Raw genomic sequence first — 14,832 nt, forward strand, 5'->3', positions numbered from 1 at the left:
GCGGTCGCGGCGGGTGCCGCGCTCACCCCCGTCGTGATGGCCAACACCACCTCGGACGCGGCCGGTTCGGACACCACCGACGCCGAGCCCGGTACGACCCCCGAGACCTTCCCGAAGACCCGCGCCAAGGAGGCCACGGGCGAGGCGCCGGTAGAGGCCGCCTTCCCCATCGGTTACGTGGGCGTGCGCTGGGCCGGTACCGGTGAGGCCACCGGCGGCGGTATCCGGCTGACCGACGCCGACGGCGGCAAGGGAGCCTGGAAGTCCCTGAGCGGTAACGGGTGTTCGGACAGCAACGGCGGCGCGCTGCTCATCCCCGTCGACCGGGCCGCGGGCTACGAGCTGAAGGCGCCGGACGGAGCCACCGGGCTGCGTTCGATGGCCATCGACACGACGCAGGGCCCGACCCGCAAGGTGGCGGTGCCGACGGACACGACCCGGGTGCGCGGTGTCGCCTACCTCTCGCGGGCGGCCTGGGGCGCGGACGAGAAGCTCCGCTTCAAGCCGGACGGCACGGAGAACACGCCGACTGCGTACTACCCGTTCCAGACGCTCACGGTCCACCACACCGCCACCGCCAACGACGACCCGGACCCGGCCGCCACGGTGCGCGCGATCTACCAGCTCCACGCGATCACGAACGACTGGGGCGACATCGGCTACCACTTCCTCATCGACGAAAAGGGCAACGTCTACGAAGGCCGTTACTCGGGCGACGACGGCGTCGCGGCCCACGACGCCGACGGCAAGCTCGTGACCGCCTTCCACGTCGGCGGCTTCAACTCGGGCAACCTCGGCATCGCCCTCCTCGGCAACCTGATGGAACAGGGCCCGACCGACGCCGCCCGCGCGTCCCTCACCAGGCTGGTCCGCGCCCTGACCCGCTTCCACGGGGTCGACCCCCAGGCCAAGGTCACGTACACCAACCCGATCAACGGCACCACGAAGGACGTCAACGAGATCAGCGGCCACCGCGACTGGCTGTCGACGGAGTGCCCGGGCGACGTGATGTACGGAGAGCTCGTGACGCTGCGGAAGGCCGCGGCCGGCACCGGCTGAACAGCAACGCCGAGTGCCGCGGGGGTCCGTGGGGGTACCTTCGGGTGCCCCCGCAGGGCTGGCCCCCGCGCCGCCCTCCCCGTACGCAATACGTCCCCCGCGCGCGGGCGTTCGGGATCACTCCCACCGGAGTGCCCGCCCGGCCTCGCGTACGGGGACGGACCGGTCCTGGCGCACGCGGAAACGGCCGGACGGCGTACGAAGGCCCGGGTGCGCGCCGCCTCAGGGGCCCCGGCAGTCGGCGTACGGCACAGCTCCCGCACCTCCGGCCGGACGACCGGACCGGGCGCGCCGATGCGCGACCCACCCGCCCTGCGCGCCGCGCGCGAGCCGCCTCGCGTGACCGCTCCGCGCCCGCTAGGGATGGCTTCCGTACGCCTCGACGGAGACCACACGGGGGACGGAGTCGACCATGACGACGGAACGACCGCAGCCGGATCCGAATCCGCAGTCACAACCACAGGTTCAGCCTCAACATGACGACATCGGCGGAATCCTGATCCACCGCGGGCTGCGCGAGGAACTGAGCCGACTGGCGGACGCGGCCGAATCCGGCCGGCGGGCCGAAGCGGTCCAGGAGCAGATCGAGCTGGTGATCGCGGTACTCCACCAGCACCACCACGGCGAGGACGAAAAGCTCCACCCCCTGGTACGCGACCGGGAGCCGAGCATCGCCACCATCCTCGACGAGCTGGAAAAGGAACACACCCTCATCCAGAAACTCGCCGACGACGCGGCCGACCGCACCCGCCCCCTTCCCGAACGCGCCCCGGTCATCCGGGAACTGCTGGACGTCCTGCGCCCTCATCTCGCCCTGGAGGAGGCCGAGGTCTTCCCGGCGATCACCCGCCAGGTCAGCCAGGCCGAGTTCGAGGAGTTTGTGAAGGGCGAGCTCAAGGCGGCGGGCCGCCGGCTGCCCGCCCACTGCACCTCGGTGGGCAAGATGCTGCTCGCCTCGCTCTCCGAGCCCGAGCTGACCGCGCGGATCCCCGACGACGCCGATCTGATCCGGATGACGCCGAACAGCATCACCGAGCCGGCCGCCCTGCGCGAGGCCCTCAACGAGATCCGCGTCCGTGGCATCGCGGTGGAGAGCCGCGAGTCGAACCCCGACGTCAGCTGTGTCGCCGCGCCGGTGCGCGACCGCACGGGCCAGGTCGTGGCCGCGCTCTCCATCTCCGTACCGATGATCCGCTGGAGCGACGAGCGCCGCGCCGAACTGGAGCAGCTCGCCGCGAAGGGCGCCGCCGAGCTGTCGGAGCGGCTCGGGCACCGGAGCGTGGGATGACCTACGCGTCGTACGAGGTGGCCGTCCTCGCGGAGGCGGCCCTCGGCGAAGGCCCTACCTGGGACGCCGATGCCCAGCGGCTGATCTGGATCGACATCCTCGGCTCCCGGGTCCACACGTACGACCCGGTCTCCGGCCGCAGCACGGTCATGGCGACCGAGCAGCACGTGGGGGCGGCGAAGCCGCGGGTGGGGGGCGGGCTGGTCGTCAACCTCCGTGACGGCGTGGGGCTTTACGGTCCCGGCGGGGAGTCCACGGGTGCTTCCGGCGACTCGGGTGCCTCGGACCGCTCTGGCGGCCCGGGTGGCTTTCGGTGGCTGTGGCGGGAGGTCGTTCCCGGCCGTCGCGCCAACGACGCGGCGGTCGCGCCCGACGGCGCCCTGTGGGCGGGCACCATGCGCTACGACGAGGCGCCGGGTGGCGGCACGCTCTCCCGTGTCGCCCCCGACGGCACGGTCGAGACCGTCCTCGACGACGTGGCGGTGAGCAACGGCACGGGCTGGAGCCCCGACGGCCGCCTCATGTACTACATCGACTCACCGACCCGTCGGATCGACGTCTTCGACTTCGACGGCCAAAGGGTCGGTGGCAGGCGCGAGTTGGCGGTCATCGAGGAGGGTGCCGGTTTCCCCGACGGTCTCACCGTCGACGCCGACGGCTGCGTCTGGGTCGCCCTGTGGGACGGCGGCGCGGTCCGCCGCTACACCCCGGACGGCAAGCTGGACCGTGTGGTGGAGCTGCCGGTGCCGCGCCCCACCGCCTGCGCGTTCGGCGGCGCCGACCTGACCGATCTGTACATCACGACGGCCCGTACGGGGCTGGAGGCGCCGCATCCGCTCGCCGGCTCGGTGCTCGTGGTCCCCGGTGCGGGCAAGGGCCTGCCCCAGCCCGCGTTCGCCGGCTGATCGCGCGGCCGACGTCCCGTAGAGCAGTCGACGTTCCGTAGAGCAGCCGACGTTCCGTACAGCACCTGGGAAAGCACCCGAAGCCCCCGTCCGGTCGCCGGACGGGGGCCGCTGTTTTTGTGCGAACCATTGACTAGTAAGCGCTTCCTATCTACGGTCCCGTTCGAAGTTGCGAGCATTCATCGAAATTTCGAACAGTTAGGCAAGGTATGGGACGACCTGGCCTGAATCGCAGGCAGATCCTGGCGGGACTGAGCGGGCTGACGGTCGCGGGAAGCTTCGGGTTCGCCGCCCTCGGCACCGGGGCGGACGCGCTCGCCTCCGGCGCCGACACCCGCGTCCGCTACTGGAACCTCTTCAGCGGCGGCGACGGCTACAACATGATCGCGATGCTGGACGCCTTCCGCGCGGCGAACCCCGGCATCGACGTGAAGGACTCCACCCTCCAGTGGGGGAGCCCCTTCTACACCAAGCTGGCCATGGCGGCGGCGGGCAACCGCGCGCCCGACCTCGGCGTCATGCACCTGGGCCGGGTCACCGGCTTCTCGCCCGGTCGGCTCCTGGACCCCTGGGACGCCGGACTGCTCGCCAAGTACGGCGTGCGGGAAGCCGACTTCAACCCCGAGCTGTGGAAGCGCGCCGTCATCGACGGCACGCTCTACGCCCTGCCGCTCGACATCCACGTACAGCTCTGCTTCTACCGCAAGGACGTGCTCAAGAAGGCGGGCCTGCTCGGCGACGACGGCCGCATGGTGCCGGTCACCTCCGTCGACGAGTGGTTCGACGTGCTCAAGGAGGCCAAGCAGGCCACCAGGAAGGGCCTGCAGACCATCGGCATGTGGTCCGCCGACCAGAACTTCCAGTGGTGGTTCTTCGTCGCCTTCTACACCCAGCTCGGCGGCACCTGGTTCGACGATGCCGGCGCCGAGGTCACCTTCGACACCGACAAGGCCACCCAGGTACTGGAGTTCCTGCGCCGGCACATCACCGACGGGTACGTCGACCCGGGCTTCGCGGGCGGCGCGGGCGCCGAACAGTTCGTCAACGGCGGCCCGTTCGTCTGGGAGGGCAACTGGTCGGTGCCCGTCTTCGACAGCGCGAAGCTCGACTACGGCGCGACCCCGCTGCCGCCCGTCTTCGGCAAGCGGGCCACCCACGCCGAGTCGCACGCCTTCGTGCTGCCGCACCAGTCCGACCGCGGCGGGGCCGCGAACGAGGCCGCGCACCGGCTCGCCGCCTACATCGTGCGGCACGCCCGGCAGTGGGCGGGCGGCGGCCACATCCCCGCCTACACGCCCACCCTGTCCACGGACGCCTACAAGAAGCTGAACCCGCAGAGCGAGTACGTCTCGGCGATGGATCACCAGGCCACCGAGCCGAAGGTGTGGTTCGCCGGGTCCACCGGCATCCTGGCCCAGCGCGTCGGCCCGATTGTCGTCTCCTCGACGATGGGCTCCGCCAGGCCGGACGCCGCCGCCCGCCGGATGAGGAGCACGCTCACCGAACTCCTCGCCATGAAAAACCCCATGGACGGCAGGACCGCCGCGCAGGGAGGTGCGGTCGCATGACGGCGACCAGTGCACAGACCGTCATCGCTCCGACGCGCGCGAGGACCGCCGCGGCCGGCGCCACCGTCCGCCGCAAACAGGGCTTCCAGCACGGCGGCTGGTTCGTCGCCCCGTTCCTCGCGCTGTTCGCGCTGTTCGTGATCTGGCCGCTGCTGCGCGGCCTCTACCTCAGTTTCACGGACGCCAACATCTCCGGCGACGCCACGAGCTTCATCGGCCTCGACAACTACCGCGAGGCCCTGGACGACCCGCTGGTGTGGGAATCGCTGGGCCACAGCGCGTACTTCACGCTCCTGGTCGTGCCCTGCATCACCGTCCTCGCCTTCCTCCTCGCGATGCTCGCCCACCACATCGAACGCGGCAAGTGGCTGTGGCGGCTGTGCTTCTTCGCCCCGTTCCTGCTGCCGTCCACCGTCGCCGCCAACCTGTGGCAGTGGCTGTTCAACCCCGGCACCGGGATGATCAACCACGTCTTCGGCATCGAGACGGCGTGGCTGACCGACAAGTCGTACGCCATGCTCGCCGTCGTCGTCTGCACCCTGTGGTGGACGGTCGGGTTCAGCTTCCTGCTCTACCTCGCCGCCCTCCAGGGCATCCCCGCGCACCTCTACGAGGCCGCCAGGCTGGACGGCGCGAACGCCTGGCACCGCATGGTCCACATCACCCTGCCGATGCTGCGGCACATCACCGGCCTTGTCATCGCCCTGCAGATCCTCGCCTCACTCCAGGTGTTCGACCAGGCCGTGGTGATGATGGACTTCCTGCCCGGACCCGAGGGATCCACCAGGACGTTCGTGCAGTACACCCTCGAAGAGGGCTTCACCAGCTACCGCGTCGGCTACGCCTCGGCGATCTCCATCATCTTCTTCGTGATCATCGCGGCCGTCGCCCTCGCCCGGATGTGGCTGCTGCGCAACCGTGAGGAGGGCGGCCGATGAGCACCGCCGCACAGACCCGCGTCAACACGCGCAAGGCGGCCCGCAGGACGAGCGGCAGGGCGACCCGCAGGCCCTGGACACCCAGCCAGATCGTGCTCACCCTCCTCGGCGCCGCCGTCTCCGCGGTGTTCCTCGCGCCGCTCGCCTGGGCGCTGTTCACCTCGCTCAAGTCGGAGACCGAGGCCGTCGAGGTGCCGACGCACTGGCTTCCGAAGGACTGGACGACCCAGGCATGGTCGGCGATCTTCGAGACCGGCAACATCACCAACTGGTTCGTGAACTCGCTGGTGGTCTCGGTGTGCGTGACGGCCGTGGTGCTGAGCGTCGGCGCACTCGCCGGATACGGCTTCGCCCGCACGGAGTTCCGCGGCAAGGGCTTCCTGCTGGGCCTGGTCATGACCGGTCTGATGGTCTCGCCCGCCGTCCTGGGGGTCCCCCTCTTCACCACCGTCCAGCAGATGGGGATGGTCGACACCTACTGGGGCATGATCCTCCCGCAGTGCGCGCCCGCCGCGATGGTCTACATCCTCTACAAGTTCTTCCAGGGCATCCCGCGCGAACTGGAGGAGGCCGCCTTCATCGACGGCGCGGGCCGCTGGCGGGTCTTCTTCACCATCGTGCTCCCGCTCTCCCGCCCCTCGCTGGCCGCGGTCGGCATCTTCACCTTCATCGCGTCCTGGAACAACTTCCTCTGGCCCTACATGGTGACCAACAACCCCGATCTGATGACCATGCCGAACGGCATCGCGACCGTCATGAACTCCTACGGCATCCAGTGGGCCCAGCTCATGGCCGGCGGCCTGATGGCGGGCCTGCCCCTGATCGTCGTCTTCGTCTTCTTCCAACGCCAGATAGTCACCGGCGTGGCCCACACGGGCCTCGCGGGCCAGTAGTTCCCGACAGCAGCCAACGAACCACAACCACCCTCCCCGAAAGGCGAACAAGGCAACCATGCACGACAAGGCCCGCTTCACCCTCGACCCCGCCTTCACCGTCGGCGAAGTCAACCCCCGTCTCTTCGGCTCGTTCGTGGAACACCTCGGCCGTTGCGTCTACACCGGCATCTTCGAGCCGGGCCACCCCGCGGCCGACGAGGCGGGTCTGCGGACGGACGTGCTGGAGCTCGTCCGTGAACTCGGCGTCACAGCCATCCGCTATCCCGGCGGCAACTTCGTCTCCGGCTACAAGTGGGAGGACTCGGTCGGCCCGGCCGAGGAGCGGCCCCGGCGGCTCGACCTCGCCTGGCGGTCGACGGAGTCCAACCGCTTCGGGCTCTCCGAGTACATCGCCTTCCTGAAGAAGATCGGCCCGCAGGCCGAGCCGATAATGGCCGTCAACCTCGGGACCAGGGGCGTGGCGGAGGCCCTGGAGCTCCAGGAGTACGCCAACCACCCGGCCGGGACCGCCCTGTCCGAGCAGCGGATCGCGCACGGCGACAAGGACCCGTTCGGCATCAAAATGTGGTGCCTGGGGAACGAGATGGACGGTCCGTGGCAGACCGGCCACAAGACCGCCGAGGAGTACGGACGGGTCGCCGCCGAGACCGCCCGCGCGATGCGGCAGATCGACCCCTCCGTCGAACTGGTCGCCTGCGGCTCCTCCAGCCAGTCCATGCCGACCTTCGCCGCGTGGGAGGCGACGGTCCTGGCGGAGACGTACGACCTCGTCGACCACGTCTCCCTGCACGCCTACTACGAGCCCCAGGACGGCGACGTCGACTCCTTCCTGGCGTCCGCCGTGGACATGGAGTCGTTCATCGAGAACGTCGTGGCCACCTGCGACCACATCGGTGCGAAGCTCAAGTCGAAGAAGAAGATCAACCTCTCCTTCGACGAGTGGAACGTCTGGTACATGTCGGGGTGGCACGCGATCGAGGACTCCGCCGAGCGGGACTGGGCGGAGGCCCCCCGCCTCCTTGAGGACAACTACAGCGTCATGGACGCGGTCGTCTTCGGCTCGCTCCTCGTCGCGCTGCTGCGGCACGCCGACCGGGTGACCGTCGCCTGCCTCGCCCAGCTCGTCAACGTCATCGCGCCGATCATGACCGAGCCGGGCGGCCCGGCCTGGCGGCAGACGACGTTCTTCCCCTTCGCGCAGGCCTCGCGGTACGGGCGCGGGGAGGTCCTCGACGTACGGGTCGACTCACCGACGTACGAGACGAAGAAGTACGGGGAGACCGATCTGCTGCACGCCACCGCCGTGCGCGCGGCGGACGGCTCGGTCACCGTCTTCGCGGTCAACCGCAGTCGGACGGAGGCACTGCCGCTCGAAGTCGCCCTGAACAGGCTGGAGTTGACCTCCGTCGTCGAGCACAGCGTGCTCGCGGACGCGGATCCGGACGCCCGCAACACGCTCGCCGAGCCGGACCGGGTCGCTCCGCGGGCCGTGCAGGGGACCACGCTCCAGGACGGCACGCTGAGTGCTGTCCTGGAGCCGCTGTCCTGGAACGTGATCCGGCTGGCCTGAGGCCGGCCCGACCGCTTGTGGTGCCCCGGTCCCCTCCGGCCGGGGCACCTGTCCTTGGGGCCCGTGAGGGCGTCTGTGCGGTGTGCTCATTTCCCGCTCAGGCAATCCTCACCTTCGGCACCTACCGTCCCGTGGGTCCCTTCCACCTTTCGAGGGGACAACGCGACAAGACGGGACGGACACGATGCGCACGCTGGTACTGCTCGCCCTGGCGGGCCTCGGTGCCCAGCTGGTGGACGGCAGCCTCGGCATGGCCTACGGCGTGACCTCGACCACCCTGCTGCTCTCCATGGGCACCAACCCGGCCGCCGCCTCGGCCACCGTGCACCTCGCCGAGATCGGTACGACGCTGATGTCCGGCGCCTCGCACTGGCGGTTCGGGAACGTGGACTGGAAGGTCGTGGCGAAGATCGGCGTCCCCGGGGCGGTCGGGGCCTTCCTCGGCGCGACCGTGCTGTCGGGGCTGTCCACCGGGACCGCCGAGCCGGTGATGTCGCTGATCCTGCTCGGGCTCGGGCTGTACGTGCTGTCCCGGTTCACGTTCCGCGGCCTGCCCAAGGGCAACCTCGGCAAGCCGCTGCGCAAGCGGTTCCTGTCGCCGCTCGGCCTGGTCGCCGGGTTCCTGGACGCGACCGGGGGAGGCGGCTGGGGGCCGGTCGGTACGCCGGCGTTGCTGGCCGGCGGCCGGATGGAGCCGCGCAAGGTGATCGGGTCCATCGACACGAGCGAGTTCCTCGTGGCCGTGGCCGCGAGTCTCGGCTTTCTCTTCTCGCTCGGCTCCCAGGGGCTCAACTGGGGGTGGGTCGCCGCGTTTCTGCTCGGCGGGACGGTGGCGGCGCCGGTGGCGGCCTGGCTGGTGCGGTTGCTGCCCGCGCGGGTGCTGGGTTCCGCGGTGGGCGGGGTCATCGTCGTCACCAACGTGCGTACGTTGCTGAGGAGCGAGTGGGTTGGGGCGTCGGGGGTGGTCAGTGGGGTCGTCTATGGCTTGGTCTGTGTGGTGTGGGCTGCGGCGCTGACGTACTCGATCCGGGCGCATCGGAGGGAGAAGGCGTTGGAGAGGGACGCGGGGGAGCGGCGGGCCGTTGCCGTGTAGGGGGCGCGGGTTGTTCGTAGGTGCGGGTCGGAGGGGCTGGCCGCGCAGTTCCCCGCGCCCCTGAAGGGCGCGGCTGGTGCAGAGCCGAATTCGCCAGAGCCCCGCACCCAGAAAGGGCGCCCTCTTCGGGCGCGGCGAATGGTCTCCCCCGTGGACCATTCGCCGCTGCACCGGATGGTTGGGGCGTCGGTGTCGACTGCCCCTCCAGTGAGCACGTTAGGAGGCGGCGTGCTTCGGGGACCACTGTGCACGGTGGCCAGATTCGTCCGTGGGGTGTGCACGGTGCGCAGTCGTGACGCGCAGGGCGTGGACGAGGTCGTGGATGCCGGAACCGGTGGTCAGCAGGTCGCGGTTGAGCAGGCCCTCGGCGGCGCGCAGATGGGCGCGGACCGTGTTGCGGCTGAGACCCACCCGTGAGGCCGTGCGCTGGGCGTCGGTGTTGGCGTCGATCCAGGCCTCCACGGTGCGGTACAGATCGCGGTGCCGGGTGTCGTGGAGGGGACGGAGGAAGGGCTCCGCCCACGCGGTGGCGGGAGCGGTGCGCAGAAGCTCACCGAGCGGTGGCGCGACCGGCTGGACGGCGTCGGTGGGATCGGACTGGAGGGGGCTGAGGGACAGGGCCAGATCGAGCGTGGCACGGGTGCGTACCTCGCCCAGGTCGATGCCCAGGGCCTCCTCCGCCCGGCGGCAGTGGGCCGTGACGGTGGTGCGGCTGAGGTGCAGCAGACGGGCCACGCCGGACCGGGTGAACGTCACGGCCAGACGGATGACGTCCACGGTGGGCTTGGGGGCGTCGTGCAGCGGCTCCAGGTAGGCGCGCGCCCAGGCGAGGGCCGCCCGGCGGGGCAGTACGTGCACCAGCGAGGGCCGTCCCCGGTACGCGGCCAGCCGGTCGGGGGAGTTGCGGGCGACGGCCAGGGCGTGCACGGCCTCGCCGTAGGCCTCACCCGTGGCGGCCAGCGGGTGGGGCCTGCTGACGCCCAGCGCGTATCCGGGGTTCTCGCTGACCAGTCGGCGCAGCATCTCGCCCTGCTGGAAACGGCCGCCGAGTTCCGGGTCCTCGGCGACGGGGCAGATCAGCTGCTCCTTGAACACCGGGCAGTTCACCATCAGACCCGGGCCGTGGTAGCCCGAGGAGTCCAGATAGGTCCTGGCCAGCCGGTCCCGGTCGTCGGGCGGGCAGTGCAGGAGATGGACCCGTACGCGCTCCGCGTTCAGCAGCGGCGGTACGTCACCCGTGGTCATCCGCCGTGCCATGGTGACGTCCCCGGCGAGCAGGGCGGTCAGGACCGCGAACCGCAGCTGCGCCGCCTTCGCCTCGTACCCGCGTGAGCCGGCGTCGCCCTCCGACGCCCGGCCCAGCAGCTCGACGAGGCCACCGGCCTGCGACGCCAGCAGTACGGCCTCCCGGGGCAGCGGTGAGGCGCTGACCGTCACCAGTACCGGACGCGGCTCGCGCGCGCCGAAGGCCTCCAGGTGCACCTCCAGCTCGCCGGCCTGTGTCGTGGCCGCGGCCAGCCGTCCGTGGGTCAGGCGTGCCACCTGGTCGCGCAGCTCGTCGGCGACCTGCCGGGGGAAGCCCGCCGTCGCCGCCTCGATCGTGCCCTGGCGTCCGATCCACGCGGCGTCCGCCCCGATCCGCCGGCCGAGCCATCGCAGTACTTCCGTGGGGCTCCCGTGCCGCCGTACGAGCCGCAGCAGCTCGTCGAGACTCTCCGCCTGCCCCAGCGTCTCCACAGCTCGACTCACCTTCCCGCCACCGCGACGAACCTCCAATTCGGAACCATAAAGGCTGTTCCTGTCTCCCCGCCTCCGTCACGCCACCGCCGTCGGCGCGAGGGACCGCAGCTCGCCCAGCGCCGCCGCGACGGCCGGGCGTTCGTGGCCGCCGGCGCGGGTGCAGGTGAGGAGTTTGCGGTGCGGGTCGCCGGTGCACCGGACGCGGGTGATGGGCAGGTGCGGGGTCAGATGGGCGAGCCGGGGGATGAGGGCGATCCCCAGACCGTGGGCGACGAGGTGGGCCATCACGTTCCAGTCCAGCGCGTGGTGGACGACGTCGGGGGTGAAGCCGGCCGCACCGCACGCCGAGAGCACGTGCACCCGGCAGGGGCTGTCCTGGACCGGCGCGATCCAGTCCTCGCGCGCCGCCTCCGAGAGGTCGACCCTGCGCAGCCCCGCCAGCCGGTGGCGGTCGGGCACGACCAGGTCGAACGGGTCGTCCAGGAGCGGCTGCTGGTCGAAGCGGGCGTCGCCGAGCGGCGGGTTGCGCGGGGTCGCCTCGACGACCGCGAGATCGGTCTCGCCCTCGAAGAGCAGGTCGAAGCTCGACGGGACCTCCGCCTCCTGTATCCGTACGGAGAGCCGGGGGTGGCGGTCCCGCAGCCGGGCCGCCATCGGGGCGAGCAGCACCGAGATCGCCATCGGGAAGCCGCTGACCCGCAGCAGCCCGGCCGGATCGCCGTGGTCGGCCCGCAGATCCAGTTCGGCCCGTTCCCAGCGGGCCTGGATCGCGTCGGCGTGCGTGATCAGGCTCTGCGCGGCCTGCGTGAGCCGTACGCCCCGCCCCTGGGGCTCCAGCAGATCGACGCCCAGCTCACGCGCGAGCTGGCGGACCTGCTGCGAGGCGGCGGACGTCGTGAGGTGCAGGGCGCGGGCCGCGGCGGTCACCGTGCCGTAGTGCTCGACGGCCCGCAGTACGTGTAGCCGACGCAGATCAATCATGAAGTCCACGCTTCAAGGTGAGGTCCGGAAAGTCAACCTGGACGTACACGAAGCCTCGGTTGCACGCTGGAGGTGTCGCGACGGTCCATCCCCGATCACCCGCACAAGGAGTTGCAGACAGATGACCAGCACAGCCCACACCCATGACCGGCCCGTCGGCGACGCGTGCCCGTACTGCGGCTGGCCCGACCGTGCGGAGCCCTTCCAGGTGGTGTCCCGGCACGGCACCGCGGCGGGCCACACGGTGTGGACCCGCTGCGGGTGCGGTTCGCTTCAGATGCGGGTTGTGGATGCGCGGGGCATGCGTGTCGTCTCGCGCAGTCGGCCTGCTGCCGAGGGGCCTGCTGCCGAGGGGGCCGACGGTGTTCGTTGCGGGGTGGTGTGAGCTGCGGGCCGGTCGGTGTGGGCCGCGCAGTTCCCCGCGCCCCTGAAGGGCGGCGCTTCGCGCGCCCCCGGGCCCGAGTTGCTGAAGGGCGGCGTTCGCGTGCCCCCCGGGCCTGAGTCCCTGAAGGGCGGCGTTCGCGTGCCCCCCCCGGGCCCGAGTCCCTGAAGGGCGGCGCTTCGCGCGCCCCCGGGCCCGAGTCCCTGAAGGGTGGCGCTTCGCGTGCCCCAGGCCGTGCCGCCGAAAGGCGCAGCTCCCGGCGGCCCGAAGGGGCGCGGGGAACTGCGCCATCGGCCTTCACCGGCCCGCAGCCGACCGAACCCCCCGGCACTCAGCCCGTTTCGACGCCCAGTGTCAGCGTGCCCGCGTAGCCGGACGTCGCCGAGCTGCCCAGTGCGGTGAGGGTCAGCAGGCCCGAGGCGGCGCCTCCTTCGTCGTAGATGGAGTCCTGAGCGAGGGTCGTCCGGGGCACGGTGTTGGCGGCGTACGCGGCCACCTCCGCCACGTCCTCGGTGATCCCCTCGTCGAAGAACAGCTGCCCGGTGTGCAGTTCCTGGCCGCCCTCGAAGGAGCCGTCGGAGGTCAGCGTGACGTCGGTGTGCACCTTCACGTGGATGTGGATGCACCGACCCCGGTACCAGCCGGGATAGACGCTGGTGATCCGGGCGACGCCGTCGGAGCCGGTCAGTACCCCGCCCCGCAGGAACGTCCCGTTGTCCGGCTCGTCGTGCCCGTTGCCCCCGACGAACCCGGAGTACTCGCCGAGCGCGTCGCAGTGCCAGATCTCCACGAGCGCGTTGCCGAGCGGGGCGCACGTGTCGTCGTCGACGACGGTGAGCGTGAGTTTCAGTGGGACACCGGTCTTGTCCTCGCTGACATCGGCGCGGACGAGCTGTCCGTCGAGGTAGTAGGGGCCTTCGGTCATCTCCTTGGTGAGGGTGCAGACGGCCGCGGCGGCCACCGGGACCGCGGAGGCCGGGTCGGCGGCCGAGGGGGCTTCGGGGGCCGTGGCTCCCACGGTCAGCGTGGCCGCGGTGGCGCCACCGGCGATGAGTACGGTTCGGCGTCGGATCGAAGTGTCTGTCATGAACATGGCACCGTAGGCACGGAATCTGTCGGGGTGCTGTGCGTTCGGCAAAGCGACGAGGCGTCAAGTCGCTTGTGAGACACCTGGGATGCCTGGGGTGCCGAAACATTTTCGACGTTTCCCGTGGCCCGAGGGGCCGTGTGAACCGTTGACGCGCAATGGGTTCGATTCTACTTTCCCGTTCGAAGCCATGGCCGTCGTTCGGTACCTCGAACGCGCTCGAACGCACCCTGCCTCTCCCCACGTGCAGGAGGACCCCTCGTGAGCCGCATCCCCCACAACACGCGCCCCCACGACATGCGCCGCCGCGGGACCCGCCGTCGCAGGCCCCGTGGAACGACCCTGCTCGCCGTCCCCGCGGCGATCCTGCTCGCCCTCGTCCCGGGCACCGCGTCCGCGTACCCGAATCCGGGCACCGTCACCGGCTCGACCGTCGTCCACGACCCGACGATGATCCGTACCTCGTCGGGCCAGTACCTGCTGTACGCCACCGGCGGCGGCCTCGCCCACAAGACCTCGGCCAACCGGATCGCCTTCAGCGCGGGCGGGGACGCCTTCGGCACCAAGCCGGGCTGGTGGTCGTCCTACGCCACCGAGGCGTGGGCGCCCGACATCTCGTACCGCGGTGGCAAGTACCTGATGTACTACGCGGTTTCGACCTTCGGCTCGAACAAGTCGGCCATCGGGCTGGCCACTTCGCCGACCGGGCTGCCCGGCTCGTGGAGCGACCAGGGGACCGTCTACACCTCCACCACGTCCAGCGACTACAACGCCATCGACCCGAACCTCTTCGTGGACGACGACGGCAAGTGGTGGCTGTCCTTCGGCAGTTGGTGGACGGGGCTGAAGATGATCCAGATCAACCCGTCGACCGGCAAGCAGCTCTCGTCGAACACCACGCGCTATTCGATCGCCTCCCGCCCGACCGGCACGAAGGCGGTCGAGGCGCCGTCGATCGTCAAACGGGGCGGCTACTACTACCTGTTCGCGTCGTACGACACCTGCTGTGCCGGCACCAGTTCCACGTACAAGGTCAAAGTGGGCCGGGCCACCAGTGTCACCGGGCCGTACTACGACAAGAGCGGCGTCGCGATGACGAACAACGGCGGCACGCCTGTGCTGGAGTCGCACGGGCGGTACGTCGGGCCCGGTGGGCAGTCGATTCTGGCGGACTCGGACGGGGACCTGATCGTCTACCACTACTACGACGGCCAGGACAACGGCACGCCCAAGCTGGGGATCAACCTGCTGAACTGGAGTGGGGGGTGGCCAGTGGCCTACTGATGAGCTCCGCGGGGAGGTGGCTCGTTGGGTGCGGGTGGGTG

Annotated in this window: 13 protein-coding genes; 10 read left to right on the forward strand and 3 right to left on the reverse strand. The window is 70.6% G+C overall.

The window, feature by feature from the left end; genetic code table 11:
- The 8 genes from AOK17_RS18340 to AOK17_RS18375 form a co-directional block, all read left to right on the forward strand.
- Positions 1–1,059 (forward strand): peptidoglycan recognition protein family protein (locus AOK17_RS18340; RefSeq protein WP_055613579.1); only part of this gene is annotated, 1,059 nt, incomplete at its 5' end.
- 412 nt (positions 1,060–1,471) lie between these two features.
- A complete protein-coding gene (locus AOK17_RS53770) occupies positions 1,472–2,347 on the forward strand; it encodes an IclR family transcriptional regulator domain-containing protein (RefSeq protein ID WP_079053112.1) in 876 nt (291 codons plus the stop codon).
- Positions 2,344–3,252, forward strand: coding sequence for an SMP-30/gluconolactonase/LRE family protein (locus AOK17_RS18350; RefSeq protein WP_055613580.1), 909 nt, complete (start codon positions 2,344–2,346; stop codon positions 3,250–3,252). The genes AOK17_RS53770 and AOK17_RS18350 overlap by 4 nt, the downstream gene beginning before the upstream one ends.
- A gap of 209 nt (positions 3,253–3,461) precedes the next feature.
- Positions 3,462–4,820, forward strand: a complete 1,359-nt coding sequence (locus AOK17_RS18355) for an extracellular solute-binding protein (protein WP_055613581.1) — start codon at positions 3,462–3,464, stop codon at positions 4,818–4,820.
- Positions 4,817–5,758 carry a carbohydrate ABC transporter permease gene (locus AOK17_RS18360; protein ID WP_055613582.1) on the forward strand — a complete coding sequence of 314 codons (942 nt, stop codon included), beginning with the start codon at positions 4,817–4,819 and terminating at the stop codon, positions 5,756–5,758. Before AOK17_RS18355 ends, AOK17_RS18360 begins: the two co-directional genes overlap by 4 nt.
- Positions 5,755–6,651, forward strand: a complete 897-nt coding sequence (locus AOK17_RS18365; protein ID WP_055613583.1) for a carbohydrate ABC transporter permease — start codon at positions 5,755–5,757, stop codon at positions 6,649–6,651. The genes AOK17_RS18360 and AOK17_RS18365 overlap by 4 nt, the downstream gene beginning before the upstream one ends.
- Before the next feature lie 58 nt (positions 6,652–6,709).
- Positions 6,710–8,224 (forward strand): arabinosylfuranosidase ArfA, encoded by a 1,515-nt coding sequence (arfA, locus tag AOK17_RS18370; protein ID WP_055613584.1) that lies wholly within the window; start codon positions 6,710–6,712, stop codon positions 8,222–8,224.
- A 184-nt stretch (positions 8,225–8,408) separates the two neighbouring features.
- Positions 8,409–9,317 (forward strand): sulfite exporter TauE/SafE family protein, encoded by a 909-nt coding sequence (locus AOK17_RS18375; protein WP_055613585.1) that lies wholly within the window; start codon positions 8,409–8,411, stop codon positions 9,315–9,317.
- A 216-nt stretch (positions 9,318–9,533) separates the two neighbouring features.
- On the opposite strand, the gene AOK17_RS18380 is transcribed toward AOK17_RS18375, so the two are convergent.
- Entirely contained in the window at positions 9,534–11,054 is a 1,521-nt protein-coding gene (locus AOK17_RS18380) for a helix-turn-helix domain-containing protein (RefSeq protein ID WP_063997248.1), read from the reverse strand.
- Positions 11,055–11,132: 78 nt separating this feature from the next.
- Positions 11,133–12,038 (reverse strand): LysR family transcriptional regulator, encoded by a 906-nt coding sequence (locus tag AOK17_RS18385; protein WP_055613588.1) that lies wholly within the window; start codon positions 12,036–12,038, stop codon positions 11,133–11,135.
- 121 nt (positions 12,039–12,159) lie between these two features.
- Here AOK17_RS18385 and AOK17_RS18390 point away from each other — a divergent pair, with 121 nt between their 5' ends.
- Positions 12,160–12,423, forward strand: coding sequence for a hypothetical protein (locus AOK17_RS18390; protein ID WP_055613586.1), 264 nt, complete (start codon positions 12,160–12,162; stop codon positions 12,421–12,423).
- Positions 12,424–12,751: 328 nt separating this feature from the next.
- On the opposite strand, the gene AOK17_RS18395 is transcribed toward AOK17_RS18390, so the two are convergent.
- Positions 12,752–13,507 carry an intradiol ring-cleavage dioxygenase gene (locus AOK17_RS18395; protein ID WP_107102431.1) on the reverse strand — a complete coding sequence of 252 codons (756 nt, stop codon included), beginning with the start codon at positions 13,505–13,507 and terminating at the stop codon, positions 12,752–12,754.
- A gap of 297 nt (positions 13,508–13,804) precedes the next feature.
- On the opposite strand from AOK17_RS18395, the gene AOK17_RS18400 reads away from it, so the two are divergent.
- On the forward strand, positions 13,805–14,791 hold the full coding sequence (locus AOK17_RS18400; protein ID WP_055613589.1) for an arabinan endo-1,5-alpha-L-arabinosidase: 987 nt from the start codon (positions 13,805–13,807) through the stop codon (positions 14,789–14,791).
- Positions 14,792–14,832: the final 41 nt, after the last annotated feature.

The sequence above is a fragment of the Streptomyces phaeochromogenes genome (genome assembly GCF_001418655.1).
In the GTDB taxonomy this organism is placed as follows: Bacteria; Actinomycetota; Actinomycetes; order Streptomycetales; family Streptomycetaceae; genus Streptomyces; species Streptomyces phaeochromogenes.

Coding starts and splice junctions, on each gene's coding strand:
- AOK17_RS53770 (WP_079053112.1), top strand. CDS start 1,472: ATGACGACGGAACGACCGCAGCCGGATCCGAATCCGCAGTCACAACCA.
- AOK17_RS18350 (WP_055613580.1), top strand. CDS start 2,344: ATGACCTACGCGTCGTACGAGGTGGCCGTCCTCGCGGAGGCGGCCCTC.
- AOK17_RS18355 (WP_055613581.1), top strand. CDS start 3,462: ATGGGACGACCTGGCCTGAATCGCAGGCAGATCCTGGCGGGACTGAGC.
- AOK17_RS18360 (WP_055613582.1), top strand. CDS start 4,817: ATGACGGCGACCAGTGCACAGACCGTCATCGCTCCGACGCGCGCGAGG.
- AOK17_RS18365 (WP_055613583.1), top strand. CDS start 5,755: ATGAGCACCGCCGCACAGACCCGCGTCAACACGCGCAAGGCGGCCCGC.
- arfA (WP_055613584.1), top strand. CDS start 6,710: ATGCACGACAAGGCCCGCTTCACCCTCGACCCCGCCTTCACCGTCGGC.
- AOK17_RS18375 (WP_055613585.1), top strand. CDS start 8,409: ATGCGCACGCTGGTACTGCTCGCCCTGGCGGGCCTCGGTGCCCAGCTG.
- AOK17_RS18385 (WP_055613588.1), bottom strand. CDS start 12,038: ATGATTGATCTGCGTCGGCTACACGTACTGCGGGCCGTCGAGCACTAC.
- AOK17_RS18390 (WP_055613586.1), top strand. CDS start 12,160: ATGACCAGCACAGCCCACACCCATGACCGGCCCGTCGGCGACGCGTGC.
- AOK17_RS18395 (WP_107102431.1), bottom strand. CDS start 13,507: ATGACAGACACTTCGATCCGACGCCGAACCGTACTCATCGCCGGTGGC.
- AOK17_RS18400 (WP_055613589.1), top strand. CDS start 13,805: ATGCGCCGCCGCGGGACCCGCCGTCGCAGGCCCCGTGGAACGACCCTG.